This window comes from Streptomyces sp. NPDC031379 (assembly GCF_055569615.1).
In genome coordinates this window covers 1-20,331 of sequence record NZ_JBVIIT010000048.1, presented here as the reverse complement: position 1 = coordinate 20,331, position 20,331 = coordinate 1, and the positions used below count along the sequence as shown (strand labels likewise).

Here is a 20,331-nt window from a genome sequence, read left to right as displayed (position 1 = left end):
CAGTGGAGAAGGCGGTACGGGATCGTGACGACACCCGGGTCCATCGAAGTAGGGTCCATCGAAGGCAGGATCGCCGAGGAACTCGGCGTACGGGAGCGGCAGGTGAGGGCCGCGGTGGAACTGCTCGACGGCGGTTCGACGGTGCCCTTCATCGCCCGCTACCGCAAGGAAGCGACCGAGACGCTCGACGACGCGCAGCTGCGCACCATCGAGGAGCGGCTGCGCTATCTGCGGGAGCTGGAGGAGCGGCGGACCGCGATCCTGGAGTCGGTGCGCGAGCAGGGCAAGCTCACCGCGGAACTGGAGGCGCAGATCAGGGGCGCCGAGACGAAGGCGCGCCTGGAGGACGTCTACCTGCCCTACAAGCCCAAGCGGCGCACCAAGGCGCAGATCGCGCGCGAGGCGGGCCTGGAGCCGCTCGCGGAGGGACTGCTGGGTGACCCGACGGTCGAGCCCGCCGCGGCCGCGGCCGCGTTCGTGGACGCGGACAAGGGCGTCGCCGATCCGCAGGCCGCGCTGGAGGGCGCGCGGGCGATCCTGACCGAGCGGTTCTCGGAGGACGCCGACCTGATCGGCGAACTGCGCGAGCGCATGTGGGTGCGCGGGCGGCTGGCCGCGAAGGTGCGGGAGGGCAAGGAGGAGGCGGGCGCCAAGTTCGCCGACTACTTCGACTTCGCGGAGCCGTTCACCGAGCTGCCGTCGCACCGGATCCTGGCGATGCTGCGCGGTGAGAAGGAAGAGGTCCTGGACCTCGTCCTGGAGCCGGAGGAGCAGGTCGAGGGACCGTCCTCGTACGAGGGGATCGTCGCCTCGCGGTTCGGGATCGCCGACCGGGGCCGCTCCGCCGACAAGTGGCTGAAGGACACGGTCCGCTGGGCCTGGCGCACCCGCATCCTCGTCCACCTGGGCCTCGACCTCCGGCTGCGGCTGCGCACGGCCGCCGAGGACGAGGCGGTGAACGTCTTCGCCGCGAACCTGCGGGACCTGCTGCTGGCCGCGCCGGCCGGCACGCGCGCGACGCTGGGCCTGGACCCCGGCTTCCGTACGGGCGTGAAGGTCGCCGTGGTCGACGCGACCGGCAAGGCCGTCGCCACGGACGTGATCCACCCGCACGTCCCGGCCAACAAGTGGGACGAGGCGATCGCCAAGCTGGCGCGGCTGGCGAAGGAGCACGCCGTCGAGCTGGTCGCGATCGGCAACGGCACGGCGTCCCGGGAGACCGACAAGCTCGCCGGTGACCTCATCACCCGGCACCCGGAGCTGAAGCTCACCAAGGTCATGGTGTCCGAGGCGGGCGCGTCCGTGTACTCGGCGTCCCAGTACGCCTCGCAGGAGCTGCCCGGCATGGACGTCTCGCTGCGCGGCGCGGTCTCCATCGCCCGGCGTCTGCAGGACCCGCTGGCCGAGCTGGTGAAGATCGACCCGAAGTCGATCGGGGTCGGCCAGTACCAGCACGACCTGTCCGAGGTGAAGCTGTCCCGCTCGCTGGACGCGGTCGTCGAGGACTGTGTGAACGGCGTCGGCGTGGACGTCAACACCGCGTCCGTGCCGCTCCTCTCGCGGGTGTCGGGCATCTCCGCCGGCCTCGCCGAGAACATCGTCGCGCACCGGGACCAGAACGGGCCGTTCACCTCCCGCACCGAGCTGAAGAAGGTGGCGCGGCTCGGCCCCAAGGCGTACGAGCAGTGCGCCGGCTTCCTGCGCATCCGCGGCGGCGACCCGCTGGACGCCTCCAGCGTGCACCCGGAGGCCTACCCGGTGGTGCGCCGGATGGTGAAGACCGCGGGTCAGGAGGTGGCCTCCCTCATCGGCAACACCGGCGTGCTGCGCTCGCTGCGGCCCGCCGACTTCGTGGACGACACCTTCGGTCTGCCGACCGTCACCGACATCCTCAGGGAACTGGAGAAGCCGGGCCGCGACCCGCGACCCGCCTTCAAGACGGCCACCTTCAAGGAGGGCGTCGAGAAGATCTCCGACCTGTCCTCCGGGATGGTCCTGGAGGGCGTGGTGACGAACGTGGCGGCGTTCGGCGCGTTCGTGGACATCGGCGTCCACCAGGACGGCCTGGTGCACGTCTCGGCGATGTCGAAGACGTTCGTCAAGGACCCGCGGGATGTCGTGAAGCCGGGTGACATCGTCAAGGTGAAGGTCCTCGACGTGGACATCCCGCGCAAGCGGATCGCGCTGACCCTGCGCCTGGACGACGAGGCCGCCCCGCAGGGGCAGGGCGGCGGCCGGCAGCAGCGCGGCGGCGCCCGGCCGCCCCAGCAGCGCCAGGGCGGCCAAGGACAGCGGCAGGGCGGCCAGGGGCAGCGGCAGGGCCGTGGCGGCGGCGACCGGGGCGGACGGCAGGCCCCGGCTCCGGCCAACAGCGCGATGGCCGACGCGCTGCGCCGGGCGGGCCTGCTGGACCCGAAGAAGCGCTGACCGGACGGGGCCGGAGCCGCTCGGCTCCGGCCCCGTGCCGTCGCTCTCGCGAACCCGGGCCCAGAGACCGTCCGATCGGCGGACCGGCCCCCTGACCGGCGCCGAGGCGCTGCGCTGCGGGGGGTCCTTCGGGCGGCCCCTCGACGGCACGCCGCTGTGGATCACCACACGACCGGCCTGGCGCTCGGCCGGGATCCGCTCTAGCGCTCGGTCACCTTGCCGTCCGCCACCTCCAGGCGCCGGGTCACCCGGACGGCGTCCAGCATGCGCCGGTCGTGGGTGACCAGGAGCAGCGTGCCGTCGTAGGCGTCGAGGGCCGACTCCAGTTGTTCGATGGCCGGCAGGTCGAGGTGGTTCGTCGGCTCGTCCAGCACGAGGAGGTTGACGCCCCGGCCCTGGAGCAGCGCGAGGGCGGCACGGGTGCGCTCGCCCGGGGAGAGGGTCGCGGCCGGGCGCAGGACGTGGTCGGACTTCAGGCCGAACTTGGCGAGCAGGGTGCGGACGTCGACGGGCTCGATGTCGGGGACGGCCGCGCTGAAGGCGTCGAGCAGCGTCTCCGGGCCGTGGAAGAGTCCCCGGGCCTGGTCGACCTCGCCGACCAGGACGCCCGAGCCGAGGGCGGCGTGCCCGGAGTCGAGCGGGACGCGGCCCAGCAGCGCCCCGAGCAGGGTGGATTTGCCGGCGCCGTTGGCTCCGGTGACCGCGACCCGGTCCGCCCAGTCGATCTGCAGCGACACCGGGCCGAAGGTGAACCCGCCGCGCCGGACCTCGGCGTCCCGCAGGGTCGCGACCACGGCGCCGGAGCGCGGGGCGGACGCGATCTCCATGCGCAGCTCCCACTCCTTGCGGGGCTCCTCGACCACCTCCAGGCGCTCGATCATGCGCTGGGTCTGCCGGGCCTTGGCGGCCTGCTTCTCGCTGGCCTCGCTGCGGAACTTGCGGCCGATCTTGTCGTTGTCATTGCCGGCCTTGCGCCGGGCGTTCTTCACGCCCTTGTCCATCCAGGAACGCTGCGTCCGGCCCCGCTCCTCGAGGGCGTTCTTCTTGCCCTCGTACTCCTCGTAGTCCTCGCGGGCGTGCCGGCGGGACACCTCGCGCTCCTCGAGGTAGGCCGCGTAGCCGCCGCCGTAGAGGTTGATCTGCCGCTGGGCGAGGTCGAGTTCGAGGACCTTGGTGACGGTGCGGGTGAGGAACTCGCGGTCGTGGCTGACGACGACCGTGCCCGCGCGCAGGCCGGTGACGAAGCGTTCCAGCCGCTCCAGGCCGTCGAGGTCGAGGTCGTTGGTGGGCTCGTCGAGCAGGAAGACGTCGTAGCGGGACAGCAGGAGGGAGGCGAGGCCGGCGCGGGCCGCCTGGCCGCCGGACAGCGAGGTCATCGGCTGGTCCAGGTCCACGGCGAGGCCGAGGGAGTCGGCGACCTCCTCGGCGCGCTCCTCCAGGTCGGCGCCGCCGAGACCGAGCCAGCGTTCCAGCGCGGTCGCGTAGGCGTCGTCGGCGCCGGGCGCGCCGTCGACCAGCGCCTGGGTGGCCTCGTCCATCACGCGCTGTGCCTCGGTGACGCCGGTACGGCGGGCCAGGAACGCCCGGACGGTCTCCCCCGGCCTGCGCTCGGGCTCCTGCGGCAGATGGCCGACGGTCGCGGCCGGCGGGGACAGCCGCAGCTCACCCTGCTCGGGTGCGGCCAGCCCGGCGAGCAGGCGCAGCAGCGTGGACTTGCCCGCACCGTTGGAGCCGACCAGCCCGATCACGTCTCCGGGCGCGACGACGAGGTCGAGACCGGAGAAGAGGGAGCGGTCGCCGTGCCCGGCGGCGAGGTTCTTGGCGACGAGGGTGGCAGTCATCAGAAGGCCGATCCTAATGGGCCGCACGCCCGTGTCTCAGCCGGAATCCTGCCGGGTCACCGGCGCCGCGAGTACGCCCTGCGCGGTCCGGGCGACGAGGTACGCGTCCCCCCTGACGGCTCTGGGGTCCAGGGCGATGCGGTGCCGGCCGGACTCCAGGGTGCCGTCGAACACGTCCTGGCTGTGGGAGCGGTGGAACCGGTCGAGACGGTACGCGGTGACGCGCACCCGGCACGGGAAGGTCACCTCGACCTCCGCGGTGCCGTCCCCGGCGGTCAGGCCGGTCAGCCGGCGCTGCGACAGCGGGCTGCGGTCCAGGGCGTGCTCGATCTGGGCGACGAGCAGCGGCACGATCGGGGCCAGGCCGTCCACGCGCGCCACCACGACCCCGGCACGGTCGAACGCCCCCAGTACGGCCGCCCGTTCCGCCTCGCCGATAGCGCGGCCGAAGGCGACGGCGCCGTAGCCGCGCAGTTCCTCGGCGGGCACCTCGCGGGCGTCCTGGGTGATGTCGGCGCCGATCCCGATGGTGCGCAGCGCGGCGGCCAGCCGGGCGAGGACGGCGACCCGGGCGCCGATCAGCAGGACCCTGCGGCGGGGCGCGGGCGGGCCGTCGGCGCCGTCGAGCAGCGCGGCCAGGGCCGTGCGGTACTCGGAGCCGTGGAAGCGGAACGGCCCTATGCCGTGATAGCCGTTGCGTTCCAGGTCGGCGGTGTCGTCCGTCTGCCAGGCGAAGTCCCGCCAGATGTAGTCCTCGCCGGCCCGCTCGATGACGGCGGTGACCGCCCCGCAGCCCAGGTCCTCGCACTCGGGGCAGCCGTAGATGACGAACCGGCCGTCCGGCAGCGGCGGTTCGGCCTCCAGCAACAGGGCGCGCACCTGGGCGGTGAAGATGGCGGGCGGGACGTCCGAGGCGAGCGGCGAGACTGCGTCCAGGTCGGAGAGCCGGAACAGCAGCGGGCGGCCGTCCACGACGAAGTCCACGAAGTCGCGGTGGATCCGGTAGCCGCCGTCGGCCAGGACGTCACCGGCGCGCATCGCCGGTGCCAGGCCGAAGGTCGCGTATGCGGCAGACATGCTGTGAGTATCCCCACACCGGGACGGATGTGAGCGCGGCATGACATATTCGGCCGGTCAGGGCCTATCGTCCTCGCGTGGACAGGGAGCCGGGTGACGACGTGATCGTGGCCGGGAGCGGGGTCGCCGGACTGACCACGGCCGTGGTGCTGGCCGAGTCCGGGCGGCGGGTCCGGGTGTGGGCGCGGGAGCCCGCCGGCCGCACGACCTCGGCGGTCGCCGGCGGCCTGTGGTGGCCGTACCGCATCGAACCGGAGCCGCTGGTCGGTGCCTGGGCGCTGGAGACCCTCGCGGTGTACGAGGAGCTGGCGGCGCGGGCCGAGGAGACGGGCGTACGCCTGGTCGACGGCGTACATCAGGGGACCCGGCTGGACGAACTGGGTGAGTGGGCGGGCCGGGTGCGGGGGCTGCGGGCGGTGGCCGACGGGCTGGCGGCCCGGCTGCCGGTGATCGACATGCCGGCGCATCTGGCGTGGCTGCGGGAGCGACTGGTGCGGGCGGGAGGGACGGTGGAGGAGCGGGAGGTGACCGACCTGGCCGCCGTGCCCGCCGCGGTGGTGGTGAACTGCACCGGGCTCGGGGCCCGCTCGCTGGTGCCGGACCCCGGGGTGCGTCCGGTGCGCGGGCAGCTGGTCGTGGTGGAGAACCCGGGAGTCTCGACCTGGTTCACCTGCGTGGACCACTCCTCCGCCAAGTCGGCGTACTTCATCCCGCAGCCCGGTGTCCTGCTCCTCGGCGGTACGGCCGAGGAGGACGACTGGTCCCTGGAGCCGGATCCGGACACCGCCGCGGCGATCGTGGCCCGCTGCGCGGAGGTCCGGCCCGAGATCGCCGGGGCGCGCGTACTCGCCCACCGGGTGGGCCTGCGGCCGGCCCGGGACGCGGTACGACTGGACCGCGAACTGCTGCCGGGCGGCCGCGTACTGGTGCACAACTACGGCCACGGCGGGGCCGGGATCACGGTGGCCTGGGGATGCGCGCGGGAGGCGGCCGGACTGGCGTTTCCGGCCGCCTGACCCGCGAGGTGCGGTGACCCCCGGGGCACCGCGGCTCCGGCGGGGGCGCGGGGCACCGCGCGAGCGGCCCGGCACCGCCCCGCGCCCGGTGGGCGGTCCGCAATCCGCGCGGCGGCTACCCCGGGATGTGCTCTGCGGCCGAGCGCGGTGCGCGCACCCCCTGGAGGCCGCCCGGCACCGGGTCCGTGGCGACGCTGCCGGCGGTGGCCCGGGCGAAGGCCGCCGCCCCGCCCACCAGCGGGAGACTCGCGCTGGTGCGGGACAGGGACACGGTGAGGGCCGGCCTGGTGGACGGCGGGTCGATGAGGTCCTTGTCCGTGCCGGCGACGATCAGGGCCAGCCGGTGCCCCCGGGGGACGACGTGGTCGGTGGCCGCGAGGTCGAGCGTGATCGTGTACGCCTTGCCCGGGACGAGCGGGACGCCCTTGCCGAGGGAGGCGTGGTGGCCGAGGTCGGCCCAGCCGCGGCTGACCACCGTGTGGTCGACGGCGGCCGTCTTCGCCCTGGTCTCCTTGAAGCAGGCGCTGTCCCCGGCCGTGCTCTCGCCCCAGCAGGTGCGGTCGGTGAGGGTGGTGATGCCCTCGGCCCGGTCGGCGTAGTCGCGGATGGTGTCCGGGCCGAGGTCCACCAGGACGGCGGACAGGTGGGCCGAGGCGGTCGTCGGTGTCGCGGTGACCGTCACCCTGGAGGAACCGGACAGGCGCAGGTCCCGGGTGAGCGGTGCCGTCAGGAAGCCGGCCTTCTCCGGTGTGGACATGGTGAGGTGGGCGGCCCAGTCGGTTTCGCTCAGCTTCGGGTCGTCGGTGAAGGTCTCGGTGCCGCCGGCCGGCCGCAGGCCGAGCGTGCCGACGCCGGCCCGGGGGCCGCGGGCGGGGTGCAGGGTGGTGGCGCGGGTGCCGTGCGGCGGCCAGGCCCGGGACGTGACCCACTGGTCGGGGTGGCGTTCGACGTCGGCCGTCGGCTCGCGGTCGATGCCGTTGTCGTAGCCGAGGAGTTCATGGTCGAACCAGCGGTGCAGGGTGTCGACCCAGGCGCCGCGCCGGTAGTCGAAGGGGTCGACGTGCCCGGTCTGGGACAGCCAGATCTTCCGCTCGACGCCGTTCCGGGCGAGGGCGTCCCACCACTGGCCGAAGTGCTTGGTGCGGACGTTGAGGTCCTGCATGCCGTGCACGACGAACACGCTGGCGCGCACCTTGGCCGCGTCCTTGACGTAGTCCCGTTCGGTCCACAGCGGGGTCCAGTCGCCGGTGCGCGGGCTGCCGTCGGCGAGTTTCTTCCGTACGGCCGCGCAGTGGGCCTGCGCGTCGTCGCTCTCGACATAGCCGGCCAGCTCGTCGGGGCCGCCGTCGTAGAGCGGGGCACCTTGCGCGAAGTAGTAGTCGTACCAGGAGGAGATGGCGCTGATCGGGACGATGGTCCTCAGTCCCTTGACGCCGGTGGCGGCGACGCCGTTGGCGATCGTGCCGTCCCAGCTCTTGCCGATCATGCCGGTGCGGCCGTTGGTCCAGCCGGCCTTGACCGCTGTGCCCCCGGTGCGGCTGGAGTACGCTTTCGCGCGGCCGTTCAGCCAGTCGACGACGGCCTTCGCAGACCGGATGTCGGAGCGGCCGCCCACGTCGACGCAGCCGTCGGAGCGGTTGGTGCCCGTGAGGTCGACGCCGACGAAGGCGTAGCCGCGCGGCACGAAGTAGTTGTCGTAGAACAGCGGCATCTGGACGACGTGGCCGTTCGCGTCGTACGTCTTCTTCTGGCTCTCGTTGCCGCGCCCGCAGCAGGAGTAGTACGGGCTGGCGTCCATGATGACCGGCACCTTGCGGCCCTGCCGGGCCGGTTCGGCGGGCCGGACGATGTCGGCGGCGACGCGGTCGGTCCTGCCGTCCCCGTCCTCGTCGAGGCCGGTGTCCACCCACACGGACTCACGGACGGCGTCGGCGTAGGAGTAGACGGGCCGGCTCTCGCGCGGGGGTGCGGCGTGTGCGGCGACCGGGGTGAGGAAGAGCGCCGTCAGGGTGGTGACGGCCGCTGCGGCGAGCGTTCTCCAGATCGTGAAGCGCGTGCGTGTCGGCATGCGCGGACGGTACTCCGGTCAACTCCCGCACAAAAGGGGGCAGCTGAGTGACAGTCGGCGCTCGTGACGGCCGAATGGCGATCGTGTGACAGGAGGGGCCATGGACAGGTCAGGGGCCCCAGGGACTGAATAGGCTCCGAACAGACTTCTCCGAACGGACTGACGGTCCTGACGACTTGGAGCTGACGTGCACCGCAGAATCATCGCGCCGGGCGCACTCGCGGCGGCCTCCCTCCTGCTGGCGATCCCGGCATCGGCCGCGAGCGACTCCCCCGGCGCGCCGGGCATCGGCGACCCCTACTACCCGAACTACGGCAACGGCGGCTATGACGTCTCGCACTACGACCTGAGGCTGCAGTACCAGCCGAAGACGGACGAGCTGCAGGGCACGGCGACGATCCTGGCGAGGACCACGCAGGATCTGTCCCGCTTCGACCTGGACTTCCTGCTGGACGTCAGCGAGGTGCGGGTCAACGGAGCCAAGGCGGCCTTCGCGACCTCCGGCCAGCACGAACTGGTCGTCACCCCGAAGACGCCGCTCGCCAAGGGCACACCGGTCACGGTGGTCGTCCGCTACAGCGGGGTGCCGTCGACGAAGAGCGCCTACGGCTTCACCTCCTGGCACCGCACGCCCGACGGCGGCGTGGCCGCCAACGAGCCGGAGGCGGCCTGGTGGTGGTTCCCGAGCAACGACCACCCGCGTGACAAGGCGACCTACGACGTGTCGGTGGCCGTGCCCGACGGCACCCAGGCCATCTCCAACGGGACGCTGCAGTCCACCAGCTCGAAGCTGGGCTGGACCCGCTACAACTGGCGGCAGAACAAGCCGCAGGCGACCTATCTGGCCACGCTCGCGCTCGGCAGGTTCGACATCACCACGAGCACCTCCGACGGCGGCGTGCCCGTCATCAACGCCTACAGCAAGGACCTCGGCGACAACGACGGGGCCGCGCGGGCGAGCGTGGAACGCACCGGGGAGATCGTCGACTGGCTGAGCGGCTGGTTCGGGCCGTATCCGTTCTCCACGGCCGGCGGGTACGTGCCGAACACCACCACCGGTTACGCGCTGGAGACGCAGACCCGTGTGTACTACAGCCCGAGGCAGTTCGCGAACGGCTCCAACACCTCGGTGGTCGTGCACGAGCTGGCCCACCAGTGGTACGGCGACGACGTGTCGGTGAAGGGCTGGAAGGACATCTGGGTCAACGAGGGCTTCGCGCGGTACGCACAGTGGCTGTGGTCGGAGCACGAGGGCGAGGGCACCGCGCAGGAACTCGCCGACTACGTGTACGCCTCGCACCCGGCCGACGACGCGTTCTGGACGGTCGCGCCCGGCGACCCGGGTCCGGACAACCAGTTCGACATCGCCGTCTACGACCGTGGCGCGCTGGCCATCCAGGCGCTGCGCAACGAGATCGGCGACGACGCGTTCTTCGCGATCCTGAAGGGCTGGCCGCAGAAGCACGCGTACGGCAACGCCTCGGTGGCCGACTTCCAGAAGTACGCCGAGCAGGTGTCCGGCAAGCCGCTGGCCGCGCTGTTCGACACGTGGCTGTTCCAGCCGTCGAAGCCGGCCGCGCCCGCGGCACGGTCCCTGGCGAAGACCGCCACGGCCGTCGCGCAGCCGACGTCGTGGAAGAAGATCGAGGCCACGAACGACGTCCACGGGCACTGAGCCGGCCGGGTCACCGACCCGGTCGGGCCGCCCGTCGCAGCAGCTGGTCCCGGCCTGTCGCGTCCCCGCGGGAGGCCGGGCCGGTGCACACACGGGCTCCGGCGATCGCCCCGTACCGGACGCCTCGCTCGGGCGGCTCACCGTGGAGCCGGCCGTGGAGCACTGTTCTCAGCCCGGCCTCGTTCGGCGATGCGCCGCACGGTCCGCTCGGGGGTGGTCAGCGCGGCGGCGGACAGGAAGGCCGGTCCTGCGCGAGACCGGCGTGCCGCCCCCACGGACCTGGACGACCAGGACGGCGGATCCCGTACCACAAGCCGTTCGCACACGCGGCCGACGTCGTCACCGGTGGCGTACCGGGACGGGCGGCGGCCGTCCGGGCCGACGAGGTCGACCGGGGGCAGTTCGGGGGCGGGGACGATCGGGGCCACGCCCGCTCCGCCCGGCACCGGCACGTCGGTCCGCCCGGCCATCCGCCGCTCTCCCCGTGGCCGTACGCCCTCGCCGTGCCGGGCGCCGCGGGGGCCACCGACGGCGGTGGCCCCCGGGGCGGTCACTTCGTGAGGTTCGCCAGTTCCTGGTCGGAGTTCCGGGAGACCCGGCGGCGGACGCCGAACCAGCCGGCGACCAGCATGACGGCGATCACCGGGATGAGGAGCAGGGTCTTGCGGCCGACCTCGGGGTCGTTCCACATCATGCCGAGGCAGACCAGCAGGAAGGCGATCGTGGCGATCTCGGTGACCGGGCTGAACTTCAGCTGGAAGTGCGGCCGGGTCACCAGGCCCGCGCGGGCGCGGCGGACGAAGATCAGGTGGCAGAGCATGATGATCACCCAGGTGCTGATGATGCCGAGGGAGGCGACGTTCAGCACGATCTCGAAGGCCTGGCTGGGCACCAGGAAGTTCAGGCCGACACCGAGCACGCAGACCGCGCAGGTCAGCAGGATGCCGCCGTAGGGGACCTGGCTGCGGTTCATGCGGGCGGTGAACTTCGGCGCCGAGCCGGCCATCGCCATCGAGCGCAGGATGCGGCCGGTGGAGTACAGGCCCGAGTTCAGCGAGGACATGGCGGCGGTCAGCACGACCAGGTTCATCACGTCGCCGGCCGCCGGGACACCGATCTTGGACAGCACGGTCACGAAGGGGCTCTGGTCGGCGGAGTACACCGAGCCCGGCAGCAGCAGGGCGAGCAGGACGACGGAGCCGACGTAGAACAGGCCCACGCGCCACATGATCGAGTTGACCGCACGCGGGACGATCTTCTCCGGCTCGGCGGTCTCGCCGGCCGCGACGCCGACCAGCTCCAGGGCGGCGTACGCGAAGATCACGCCCTGCATGACCAGGACGACCGGCATCACCCCGTGCGGGAGGACGCCGCCGTGGTCGGTGATGACGCTCAGGCCCGGCTTGGTGCCGTCGACGTCGTGCTGGGTGGCGAGGAGGAAGATGCCGACGAACATGAAGCTCACCAGGGTGGCGACCTTGATGATCGCGAACCAGAACTCCATCTCGCCGAAGATCTTCACCGAGATCAGGTTCACGGCGAGGACCACCGCGAGGGCGACCAGCGCCAGCACCCACTGGGGGATGGAGGTGAACATGCTCCAGTAGTGCGTGTACAGCGCGATCGCGGTGATGTCGGCGATGCCGGTGGTCGACCAGTTCAGGAAGTACATCCAGCCGGCGACGTAGGCGCCCTTCTCGCCGAGGAACTCGCGCGCGTAGCTCACGAAGGAGCCGGAGGACGGGCGGTACAGGACCAGCTCGCCGAGGGCGCGGACCACGAAGAAGGCGAAGACGCCGCAGACCAGGTAGGCCAGGGCGAGCGCCGGGCCCGCGTTGTGCAGGCGGCCGCCGGCGCCCAGGAAGAGTCCGGTGCCGATGGCGCCACCGATGGCGATCATGTTGACGTGGCGGGCCTTGAGGTCCTTGCTGTAGCCGGCGTCGCCCGCGTCCGCGGGCGTCCGGGCCACCTCGGGGTGGGTGGTGGCCTGTGCCGATTCCACGGCTTCCTTGCTCACGGGTGGTTCCACTTCCTGGTGCGCCCGGACCTCATGGGTCCGGGGTTCGTGCAGGTCCTGGCCCGCACCACCCTTGTGTCGCGGTACAGACCAAGGCAGCAGCTTCCCAGGAGGATCACTTTCCATGCGATGGTCCACGTCACACAGCGGCACTTCTCACACGACCTTCGCGGGTTTCACACCACTGGTGAGACAGCGATACTGCTCTGCATGACGACCGATGCCGAGGAGACGCTCACCATCGACGAGCTGGCCGCCCGGTCGGGCGTCACGGTCCGCACCGTCCGCTTCTACGGCAGCAAGGGGCTGCTCCCGCCGCCGGTGATCGGTCCGCGCCGGGTGGGCCGGTACGGGGCCGGCCATGTGGCGCGGCTGGCCCTCATCGAGGAGTTGCAGCAGCAGGGCATGACCCTGGCGGCGATCGAGCGGTACCTGCGGCAGCTGCCGCCGGACCTCACCCCGCAGGACCTGGCCATCCACCGCGCGGTGGTCGCTTCCTGGGCGCCGGACGCGGTGGAGACGGTGTCGCGCCGGGAACTCGAGCGGCGGGCGGGGCGGCCGCTGGGCGAGGAGGACGTGGAGCGGCTGGCGGCGATGAACGTCGTCGTGCCGGAGGGCGGCGACATGTTCCAGGTGGATGCCGGGCTGCTCCGGCTCGGCGTCCAGCTCCTCGACGTACCGCTGTCGCAGGAGGCGATCCTCGCGGCGCGCAAGGTGCTCGTGGAGCACTCGCGCGCCGCGGCTCACGAACTCTCCCAGCTCTTCCGTGGCGAGGTGGCGGAGCGTGACGCCCGGGACGTGAAGTCCCTGTCGGCGCACATGCACCCCCTGGTGGTGCAGGCGCTGCTGACCACCTTCCAGCGTTCGCTGCGGGAAGAGCTGAGCGAGTGGCTCACCGGGTCAGGAGCGGGCTGAGTCGCTGAACGGCTCCCCCTTCTCCGCCTTCTCGACGAGCAGCGCGGGCGGGGTGAAGCGCTCGCCGTAGCGCTCGGCGAGTTCACGTGCGCGTGCCACGAATCCGGGCAGACCGCCCTCGTAGCCGTTGATGTACTGGAGCACGCCGCCGGTCCAGCCCGGGAAGCCGATGCCGAAGATCGAGCCGATGTTGGCGTCGGCGACGGAGGTCAGCACGCCCTCCTCGAGGAGGCGTACGGTGTCGAGCGCCTCGGCGAAGAGCATGCGCTCCTGCATGTCCCGGAACGGGATCTCGTGTCCGGGCCTGGTGAAGTGCTCGCGCAGTCCCGGCCAGAGCCCGGCGCGCTTGCCGTCCTCCGCGTAGTCGTAGAAGCCGGCGCCGCCGCTGCGGCCGGTGCGGCCGAACTCGTCGACCATGCGGTCGATGATCGCCTCCGCCGGGTGCGCGGTCCAGGTGCCGCCCGCCTCCTCCACGGCCCGCCTGGTCTCGCCCCGGATCTTGCGCGGGAGGGTCAGCGTCAGCTCGTCCATGAGGGAGAGCACCTTGGCGGGGTAGCCGGCCTGCGCCGCCGCCTGCTCCACGGAGGCGGGCTCGACGCCCTCGCCGACCATGGCGACGCCCTCGTTGATGAAGTGGCCGATCACCCGGGAGGTGAAGAAGCCGCGCGAGTCGTTGACGACGATCGGCGTCTTGTTGATCTGCCGGACCAGGTCGAAGGCCCGGGCGAGGGCCTCGTCCCCGGTGCGCTCGCCCTTGATGATCTCGACCAGCGGCATCTTGTCGACGGGCGAGAAGAAGTGCAGTCCGATGAAGTCGGTCCGGCGCTCCACGCCCTCGGCGAGCGTGGTGATGGGCAGCGTGGAGGTGTTGGAGCACAGCAGCGCGTCCGGGGCGACGACGGACTCGATCTCCTGGAACACCTTGTGCTTGAGGGTCGTGTCCTCGAAGACCGCCTCGATGACCGCGTCGCAGCCCGCGAGGTCGGCCGCCTCGGCGGTCGGGGTGATGCGGGCGAGCAGCGCGTCGGCCTTCTCCTGGCTGGTACGGCCCTTGGCGACGGCCTTGGCGCACAGCTTCTCGGAGTAGCCCTTGCCCTTGACGGCCGACTCCAGGGAGACGTCCTTCAGGACGACGTCGATGCCCGCGCGGGCGCAGGAGTACGCGATGCCGGCGCCCATCATGCCGGCGCCGAGGACGGCGACCTTGCGGACCTGGCGGGGCTCGACGCCCCTCGGCCGGTTGGCGCCGGAGTTGACCGCCTGGAGGTCGAAGAAGAACGCCTGGATCATGTTCTTCGACGTCTGGCCGGCGGCCAGCTCCACGAAGTAGCGCGCCTCGATGACCTGGGCGGTCTCGAAGTCGACCTGGGAGCCCTCGACGGCCGCGGCGAGGATGTTGCGCGGGGCCGGGTACGGGGCGCCGTTCGTCTGCTTGCGCAGGCTCGCCGGGAAGGCGGGCAGGTTGGCGGCGAACTTCGGGGTGGCCGGGGTGCCGCCGGGGATCCGGTAGCCGGGCTTGTCCCAGGGCTGCTGGGAGTCGGGGTTGGCGTCGATGAAGGCGCGGGCCTTGGCGAGCAGTTCCTCCGGCGTGCCGGCGACCTCGTGGACGAGGCCGTTGTCCTGGGCGCGCCGCGCGTTGTACTGCTGGCCCTGGAGGAGCACCTTCAGCAGGGCGTCCGCGATGCCCAGCAGCCGGACGGTGCGGACGACTCCGCCGCCGCCGGGCAGCAGGCCGAGGGTGACCTCGGGGCAGCCGATCTTGGTGCCGGAGGTGTCGAGGGCCACCCGGTGGTGGCAGGCGAGGGCCAGTTCGAAGCCGCCGCCGAGGGCCGCGCCGTTGATCGCCGCGACGACCGGCTTGCCGAGGGTCTCGATGCGGCGCAGGTTGCGCTTGATGGCGAGGCCGCCGTCGAACAGCTCCTGCGCGGTCCCGGGCGTGACCCGGATCAGGTCGCGCAGGTCGCCGCCCGCGAAGAAGGTCTTCTTCGCCGAGGTGAAGATGACGCCGCGGATGGAGTCCCGCTCGGCCTCCAGCCGGTCGGTGATCGCGGCGAGGGAGTCGCGGAACGCCTGGTTCATGGTGTTCGCGGACTGGTTGGGGTCGTCCAGGACGAGGGTGACGACACCGGTGTCGTCCTGCTCCCAGCGGATGGTGGTGCTCTCGGTCATGACAGTCGTCTCCGTTGAAGTCGCTTGTTTCCGCGGGGAGTTCAGATGCGCTCGATGATCGTGGCGATGCCCATGCCGCCGCCCACGCACAGCGTGGCGAGGCCGTACCGCTTGTCCTGGCGCTCGAGTTCGTCGACGAGCGAACCGAGGATCATGGCGCCGGTCGCGCCGAGCGGGTGGCCGAGGGCGATGGCGCCGCCGTTGACGTTGACCTTGTCCAGCGACAGGCCCATGTCCTTCACGAAGCGCAGCACGACCGCGGCGAACGCCTCGTTGATCTCGACCAGGTCGATGTCGTCGATGGTGAGGCCGGCCTTGGCGAGGGCCTTGCGGGTGGCGGGTGCCGGGCCGGTGAGCATGATGGTCGGTTCGGATCCGGAGACGGCCGCGGAGACGATCCGCGCGCGCGGGGTGAGGCCGTAGCGCTCGCCGACCTCCTTGGACCCGATCGCGACGAGCGAGGCGCCGTCCACGATGCCGGAGGAGTTGCCCGCGTGGTGGACGTGGTCGATCTTCTCCACCCAGTGGTACTTCTGCAGCGCCACGGCGTCGAAGCCGCCCAGCTCGCCGATGTCCGCGAACGACGGCTTGAGCTTCGCGAGCGAGTCGGCGGTGGTGCCGGGCCGCGGGTGCTCGTCGTGGTCCAGGACGACGAGGCCGCTGCGGTCCTTGACGGGGACGACGGAGCGGTCGAAGCGGCCCTCCTTCCAGGCGGTGGCGGCGCGCTCCTGCGACAGGGCCGCGTACTCGTCCACGTCACGGCGGGAGAAGCCCTCGATGGTGGCGATGAGGTCGGCGCCGATGCCCTGGGGGACGAAGTTGACGGCGAGGTTGGTCATCGGGTCGTTGAACCAGGCGCCGCCGTCGGAGGCCATCGGGACGCGGGACATGGACTCGACACCACCCGCGAGGACCAGGTCCTCCCAGCCCGAACGGACCTTGGCGGCGGCCATGTTGACGGCCTCCAGGCCGGAGGCACAGAAGCGGTTCTCCTGCACGCCCGCGACCGTGTCCGGCAGTCCGGCGGCGACCGCGGCGATCCGGGCGATGTCCGAGCCCTGGTCGCCGACGGGGCCGACGACACCGAGCACGATGTCGTCGATCGCGGCCGGGTCGAGGCCGGGGAAGCGGTCGCGGATCTCATGGATGAGGCCGACGACCAGGTCGATGGGCTTCGTGCCGTGCAGGGCGCCGTTCGCCTTGCCGCGGCCGCGCGGGGTGCGGATCGCGTCGTACACGTACGCTTCGGTGCTCACTGGTGTGCCTTTCGGGAGGGCGGGCCGAGCGGGAGTCGGTCGCCGAGGGCGGGGGTCGTCGGGGGCCGGGTCAGTCGCCGTCGGCCACGAGGTCGTCGTTCACGAGGTCAGGTATGCCCCAGTCCCGCGCCACCGTCTCGGTGTCGGCGCCCGGCCGGGCCGGGCCGGTGCGCACGGCGGTCGGGGTCGCGGAGAAGCGGGGGGCGGGGGCGGGCTGGGTGATGCCGCCGTGGTCGGTGAAGGTGCCGCGGGCGGCCAGATGCGGGTGGTGCGGGGCCTCGCGCAGGGACAGCACGGGGGCCACACAGGCGTCGGAGCCCTCGAAGACAGCCGTCCACTCGTCCCGGGTGCGGGTCCTGAAGCGGGCGGCGACACGGTCGCGCAGCTCGCCCCAGCGGGTCCAGTCCTTGTGGGCCGGTGCCAGGTCGTCCAGGCCGAGCAGGCGCAGGAACTCCTCGTAGAACCGGGCCTCCAGGGCGCCGACCGCCATGTGGCCGCCGTCCGCGGTCTGGTAGGTGCCGTAGTAGGGGCAGCCGCCGTCCAGGAGGTTGGCGGCGCGCCGGTCCTGCCAGCCGCCGGCGGCCAGCATGCCGTGGATCATCGCGGACAGGTGGGCGGTGCCGTCGACGATGGCGGCGTCGACGACCTGTCCGGTGCCGGTCGCGCGCGCGTGGTGCAGGGCGGCGAGGACGCCGACGACCAGGTAGAGGGAGCCGCCCGCGTAGTCGCCGAGCAGGTTGGCGGGGACGGCCGGGGGCTCGTCCGGGCGGCCGATCATGCCGAGTGTGCCGGTGAGGGCGATGTAGGCCACGTCGTGGCCGGCGCGGGGGGCGAGCGGCCCGTCCTGGCCCCAGCCGGTCATCCGGCCGTAGACCAGCCGGGGGTTGCGGGCGTGGCACTCCCCGGGGCCGATGCCGAGCCGCTCGGCGACGCCGGGGCGGTAGCCCTCGATGAGGACGTCGGCCCGTTCGGCGAGGTCCAGGACGCGGGCGGGGCCGTCCGGCGCCTTCAGGTCGACCACCACCGAGCGCTTGTTGCGGTTGGTGACGTCGTAGGCGGGGTCGATCGCGAGTCCCGGGCCGTCCGGCCGGTCCACCCGGACCACGTCCGCGCCCAGGTCGGCCAGGAGCATGGCGGCGAACGGGCCGGGCCCGATACCGGCCAGCTCCACCACCCGCACGCCGGCGAGCGGGCCGGTGCCCGGCGTGGTCGGCGTCCCTGCCGTCGTCATGCGTCCAGCCCCCAAGCGTGTGTGACACAACTGATGTAACACCGGTGATGCTAGGAACACGTTCCACCGGACACAAGACCTCAACGAGCAAGCGCTTAGCCAAGTGCCCGGAGTACGGATGATCACCCGGGAGAGTGAGGGACCTCGGGGCGTTCCCGGGTGCCGCTCCACCGCGTCCGGGCCGGTCGCGGAGTGCGCACCCCCCTCACGCTAGCCTCAGCCACCGACAGCGGCGCGGGCTGCACGACCAAGGGGTGTCATGAGCAGGCTAAACAGGACGGACCGTCCCTATGACCTCGTGCTCTTCGGAGCGACGGGCTTCGTCGGCACGCTCACCGCGGAGTATCTCGCCGCGCACGCGCCGAAGGGGCTGCGCTGGGCGGTCGCGGGCCGGGACGAGCGGAGACTGGAGCGGCTGCGCGAGCGGCTGCCCGGCGGCGCGGACATCGGCGCCCTGCGGGCGGACGTGGACGAACCGGCCACCCTGCGCGCCCTCGCCGAGCACGCGCGCGTGGTGGCCACGACCGTGGGGCCGTACGTCCTGTACGGCGAGGAACTGGTCGCCGCCTGCGCGGACACCGGTGCCGACTACCTGGACCTCACCGGTGAACCGGAGTTCGTGGACCTGATGTACGTCCGGCACGACGCACGCGCGCGCGAGACGGGCGCGCGCCTGGTGCACGCCTGCGGTTTCGACTCCGTACCCCACGATCTGGGCGTGTACTTCACGGTGCGGCAGCTGCCGGAGGGCGTGCCGCTGACCGTGGACGGTTACGTGACCGCCGACGCGGCCTTCTCCGGCGGCACCCTCGCCTCGGCGCTGAACCAGGCCGCCCGCGGCCGGCGGATGCTGGCCGCCGCGCGGGAGAGGAGCCGGCACGAGCCGCGCCTGATGGGGCGCCGGGTGGCCGCGCCGACGGGCACGCCGAGGTTCGCCAGGGAGGTCGGCGCGTGGGCGCTGCCGCTGCCGACCATCGACCCGCAGATCGTGCGCCGTTCGGCGCGGGCGCTGGAGCGGTACGGCCCCGACTTCCGCTACCGCCACTACGCCGCGGTGAAGCACCTTCCGGTCGCCCTCGGCGGGATCGCCGCCGTCGGCACGGCGGTGGCCGCCGCCCAGCTGCCGCCCGCGCGGCGCTGGCTGTCGGACCGGCTCAAGCCGGGGGACGGGCCGAGCGCGCAGAAGCGGGCGAACAGCTGGTTCACGGTGCGCTTCGTCGGCGAGGGCGGCGGCCGGCGCGTGTTCACGGAGGTCGCGGGCGGCGACCCGGGCTACGACGAGACGGCGAAGATGTTCGCCGAGGCGGCCCTGAGCCTGGCCTTCGACGACCTCCCGCCGACGGCCGGGCAGGTCACCACGGCACAGGCGATGGGCGACGCCCTGACCGAGCGGCTGCGCGCCGCCGGGATCGGCTTCCGGGTGGCGGCGACCCGCTAGCAGGGCGTCGGCGGTCCCGCCGCCCCGCGCGGCCCCGCCTGCTTGCGCGATTTGAGACTTCCGTAGAGAGACCCCGCAGTCGTCCGAGGTCATCGTGCGGCCCATGGCCGAAGAGCGCCAAAAGTGCCAACAAGCACTTGAATGAGACGATGGAAGCCTGGCCCGCAGGAGTTCAAGGAGGCGGAGACGACGTGAAGTTCGTGCTCGAGGTGACCGTGGACGAGGGCGCGGTGGCGCAGGACCGGGCGGGTGAGCTGGGGCGCATCCTGCGCTACTGGGGCGGCAACCTGCGCCATTACGCCCTCGAGCCCGGCGACGGTTCGGCCGTCCACGACTCGGCGTATCAGGAGGTCGGCGCCTGGCGCGTCGTCGCGTCCTGAATCACCCGGCCGGCCCTGCCCCGTGCCGCCTCGCGAAGTGCCCGGCGGCACAGGGCGTCCGCCCTGCGGGTCGTCTCCGGCAGCCGGTACCGCGGGCTCAGCGCCAGGGTGTGCGCCAGGGCGTTGTCCAGGCTCACCCGGTGGCCGACCGAGACGAAGACCGGCTTGACACCGTCCCGGGTGCGCAGCGCGCGCCCGACCTCCTCGCTCCCCGCGAGCAGCGGCGCGGAACCGCCCCGCGCCGGGGCCGGGTCCTCGTAGCCGAAGGTGAACGGGTTCTTCGCGACGCCGATGGTCGGCAGGTCCGTGAGGACGCCCAGATGGCTCGCGAGACCGAAGCGGCGCGGATGGGCGAGGCCGTAGCCGTCGCACACCACCAGACCCGGCGGACACGGCAGGGCGTCCAGGGCGGCCCGCACGGTGGGGATCTCACGGAAGGCGAGGAGTCCGGGCACGTACGGGAAGGAGACCCGGCCGACGGCAGTCGCCTCGGCCACGACCTCCAGGGTGGCGGCGTCGAGGACGACGGCCGCCGCGGCGACCAGGTCGAGACCGTCGTCGTAGGCCACGTCGACGCCGGTGACACGGCCCGTCCCGGGCGGGGGGCCGGGCTCGTCGAGCACCACCCGCCCGCGCAGTTCGTCCTGCACGGCGCGGGCTTCTTCCTCGGTCGCGGGCCAGCCCGCCGGTATGCCTACGGTCGTCATGGTGACCACGACTGTACGGGCCCGGGGGGGGGGGGGGGGGGGGGGGGGGGGGGGGGGGGGGGGGGGGGGGGGGGGGGGGGGGGGGGGGGGGGGGGGGGGGGGGGGGGGGGGGGG

15 protein-coding genes are annotated in these 20,331 nt (G+C 72.6%); 6 read left to right on the top strand and 9 right to left on the bottom strand.

Annotation, left to right across the window (positions count from 1 at the left end; all coding sequences use genetic code 11):
• The first annotated feature begins 24 nt into the window (after nucleotides 1-24).
• Nucleotides 25-2,427 (top strand): Tex family protein, encoded by a 2,403-nt coding sequence (locus ACZ5CW_RS40285; protein WP_468610654.1) that lies wholly within the window; start codon nucleotides 25-27, stop codon nucleotides 2,425-2,427.
• A 200-nt stretch (nucleotides 2,428-2,627) separates the two neighbouring features.
• On the opposite strand, the gene ACZ5CW_RS40280 is transcribed toward ACZ5CW_RS40285, so the two are convergent.
• On the bottom strand, nucleotides 2,628-4,268 hold the full coding sequence (locus ACZ5CW_RS40280; protein ID WP_468610652.1) for an ABC-F family ATP-binding cassette domain-containing protein: 1,641 nt from the start codon (nucleotides 4,266-4,268) through the stop codon (nucleotides 2,628-2,630).
• Nucleotides 4,269-4,304: 36 nt separating this feature from the next.
• Nucleotides 4,305-5,345, bottom strand: coding sequence for an oxidoreductase (locus ACZ5CW_RS40275; RefSeq protein ID WP_468610650.1), 1,041 nt, complete (start codon nucleotides 5,343-5,345; stop codon nucleotides 4,305-4,307).
• Nucleotides 5,346-5,446: 101 nt separating this feature from the next.
• On the opposite strand from ACZ5CW_RS40275, the gene ACZ5CW_RS40270 reads away from it, so the two are divergent.
• Complete coding sequence (locus ACZ5CW_RS40270; protein ID WP_468610671.1) at nucleotides 5,447-6,361, top strand: FAD-dependent oxidoreductase; 915 nt, start codon at nucleotides 5,447-5,449, stop codon at nucleotides 6,359-6,361.
• Nucleotides 6,362-6,476: 115 nt separating this feature from the next.
• Here the strand turns inward: ACZ5CW_RS40270 and ACZ5CW_RS40265 are convergent, their stop codons facing one another.
• Nucleotides 6,477-8,429: a Xaa-Pro dipeptidyl-peptidase gene (locus ACZ5CW_RS40265; protein ID WP_468610648.1), complete on the bottom strand. Its 1,953-nt coding sequence runs from the start codon at nucleotides 8,427-8,429 to the stop codon at nucleotides 6,477-6,479.
• A 187-nt stretch (nucleotides 8,430-8,616) separates the two neighbouring features.
• Between ACZ5CW_RS40265 and ACZ5CW_RS40260 the strand changes: the two genes are divergently transcribed.
• Nucleotides 8,617-10,104 (top strand): M1 family metallopeptidase, encoded by a 1,488-nt coding sequence (locus ACZ5CW_RS40260; protein ID WP_468610646.1) that lies wholly within the window; start codon nucleotides 8,617-8,619, stop codon nucleotides 10,102-10,104.
• A gap of 137 nt (nucleotides 10,105-10,241) precedes the next feature.
• Here the strand turns inward: ACZ5CW_RS40260 and ACZ5CW_RS40255 are convergent, their stop codons facing one another.
• Nucleotides 10,242-10,658: a hypothetical protein gene (locus tag ACZ5CW_RS40255; protein ID WP_468610644.1), complete on the bottom strand. Its 417-nt coding sequence runs from the start codon at nucleotides 10,656-10,658 to the stop codon at nucleotides 10,242-10,244.
• Complete coding sequence (locus ACZ5CW_RS40250) at nucleotides 10,655-12,121, bottom strand: amino acid permease (protein ID WP_468610642.1); 1,467 nt, start codon at nucleotides 12,119-12,121, stop codon at nucleotides 10,655-10,657. Before ACZ5CW_RS40250 ends, ACZ5CW_RS40255 begins: the two co-directional genes overlap by 4 nt.
• Nucleotides 12,122-12,331: 210 nt before the next feature.
• On the opposite strand from ACZ5CW_RS40250, the gene ACZ5CW_RS40245 reads away from it, so the two are divergent.
• Nucleotides 12,332-13,036 carry a MerR family transcriptional regulator gene (locus ACZ5CW_RS40245; protein ID WP_468610641.1) on the top strand — a complete coding sequence of 235 codons (705 nt, stop codon included), beginning with the start codon at nucleotides 12,332-12,334 and terminating at the stop codon, nucleotides 13,034-13,036.
• Here ACZ5CW_RS40245 and ACZ5CW_RS40240 read toward each other — a convergent pair.
• The 3 genes from ACZ5CW_RS40240 to ACZ5CW_RS40230 form a co-directional block, all read right to left on the bottom strand.
• Nucleotides 13,022-15,205: a 3-hydroxyacyl-CoA dehydrogenase NAD-binding domain-containing protein gene (locus tag ACZ5CW_RS40240; RefSeq protein WP_468610640.1), complete on the bottom strand. Its 2,184-nt coding sequence runs from the start codon at nucleotides 15,203-15,205 to the stop codon at nucleotides 13,022-13,024. The genes ACZ5CW_RS40245 and ACZ5CW_RS40240 overlap by 15 nt on opposite strands.
• A 41-nt stretch (nucleotides 15,206-15,246) precedes the next feature.
• Complete coding sequence (locus ACZ5CW_RS40235; RefSeq protein ID WP_468610638.1) at nucleotides 15,247-16,461, bottom strand: acetyl-CoA C-acetyltransferase; 1,215 nt, start codon at nucleotides 16,459-16,461, stop codon at nucleotides 15,247-15,249.
• Nucleotides 16,462-16,531: 70 nt separating this feature from the next.
• Nucleotides 16,532-17,692 carry a CaiB/BaiF CoA transferase family protein gene (locus ACZ5CW_RS40230; protein ID WP_468610636.1) on the bottom strand — a complete coding sequence of 387 codons (1,161 nt, stop codon included), beginning with the start codon at nucleotides 17,690-17,692 and terminating at the stop codon, nucleotides 16,532-16,534.
• A gap of 259 nt (nucleotides 17,693-17,951) precedes the next feature.
• Between ACZ5CW_RS40230 and ACZ5CW_RS40225 the strand changes: the two genes are divergently transcribed.
• Both ACZ5CW_RS40225 and ACZ5CW_RS40220 read left to right on the top strand, forming a co-directional pair.
• Nucleotides 17,952-19,130, top strand: a complete 1,179-nt coding sequence (locus tag ACZ5CW_RS40225) for a saccharopine dehydrogenase family protein (protein WP_468610634.1) — start codon at nucleotides 17,952-17,954, stop codon at nucleotides 19,128-19,130.
• A gap of 191 nt (nucleotides 19,131-19,321) precedes the next feature.
• The gene (locus ACZ5CW_RS40220) at nucleotides 19,322-19,510 is read left to right on the top strand and encodes a hypothetical protein (protein WP_468610632.1); all 189 of its coding nucleotides are present in this window, start codon (nucleotides 19,322-19,324) and stop codon (nucleotides 19,508-19,510) included.
• On the opposite strand, the gene ACZ5CW_RS40215 is transcribed toward ACZ5CW_RS40220, so the two are convergent.
• Entirely contained in the window at nucleotides 19,474-20,217 is a 744-nt protein-coding gene (locus ACZ5CW_RS40215; RefSeq protein WP_468610630.1) for an endonuclease V, read from the bottom strand. The genes ACZ5CW_RS40220 and ACZ5CW_RS40215 overlap by 37 nt on opposite strands.
• Between the last annotated feature and the right edge of the window lie 114 nt (nucleotides 20,218-20,331).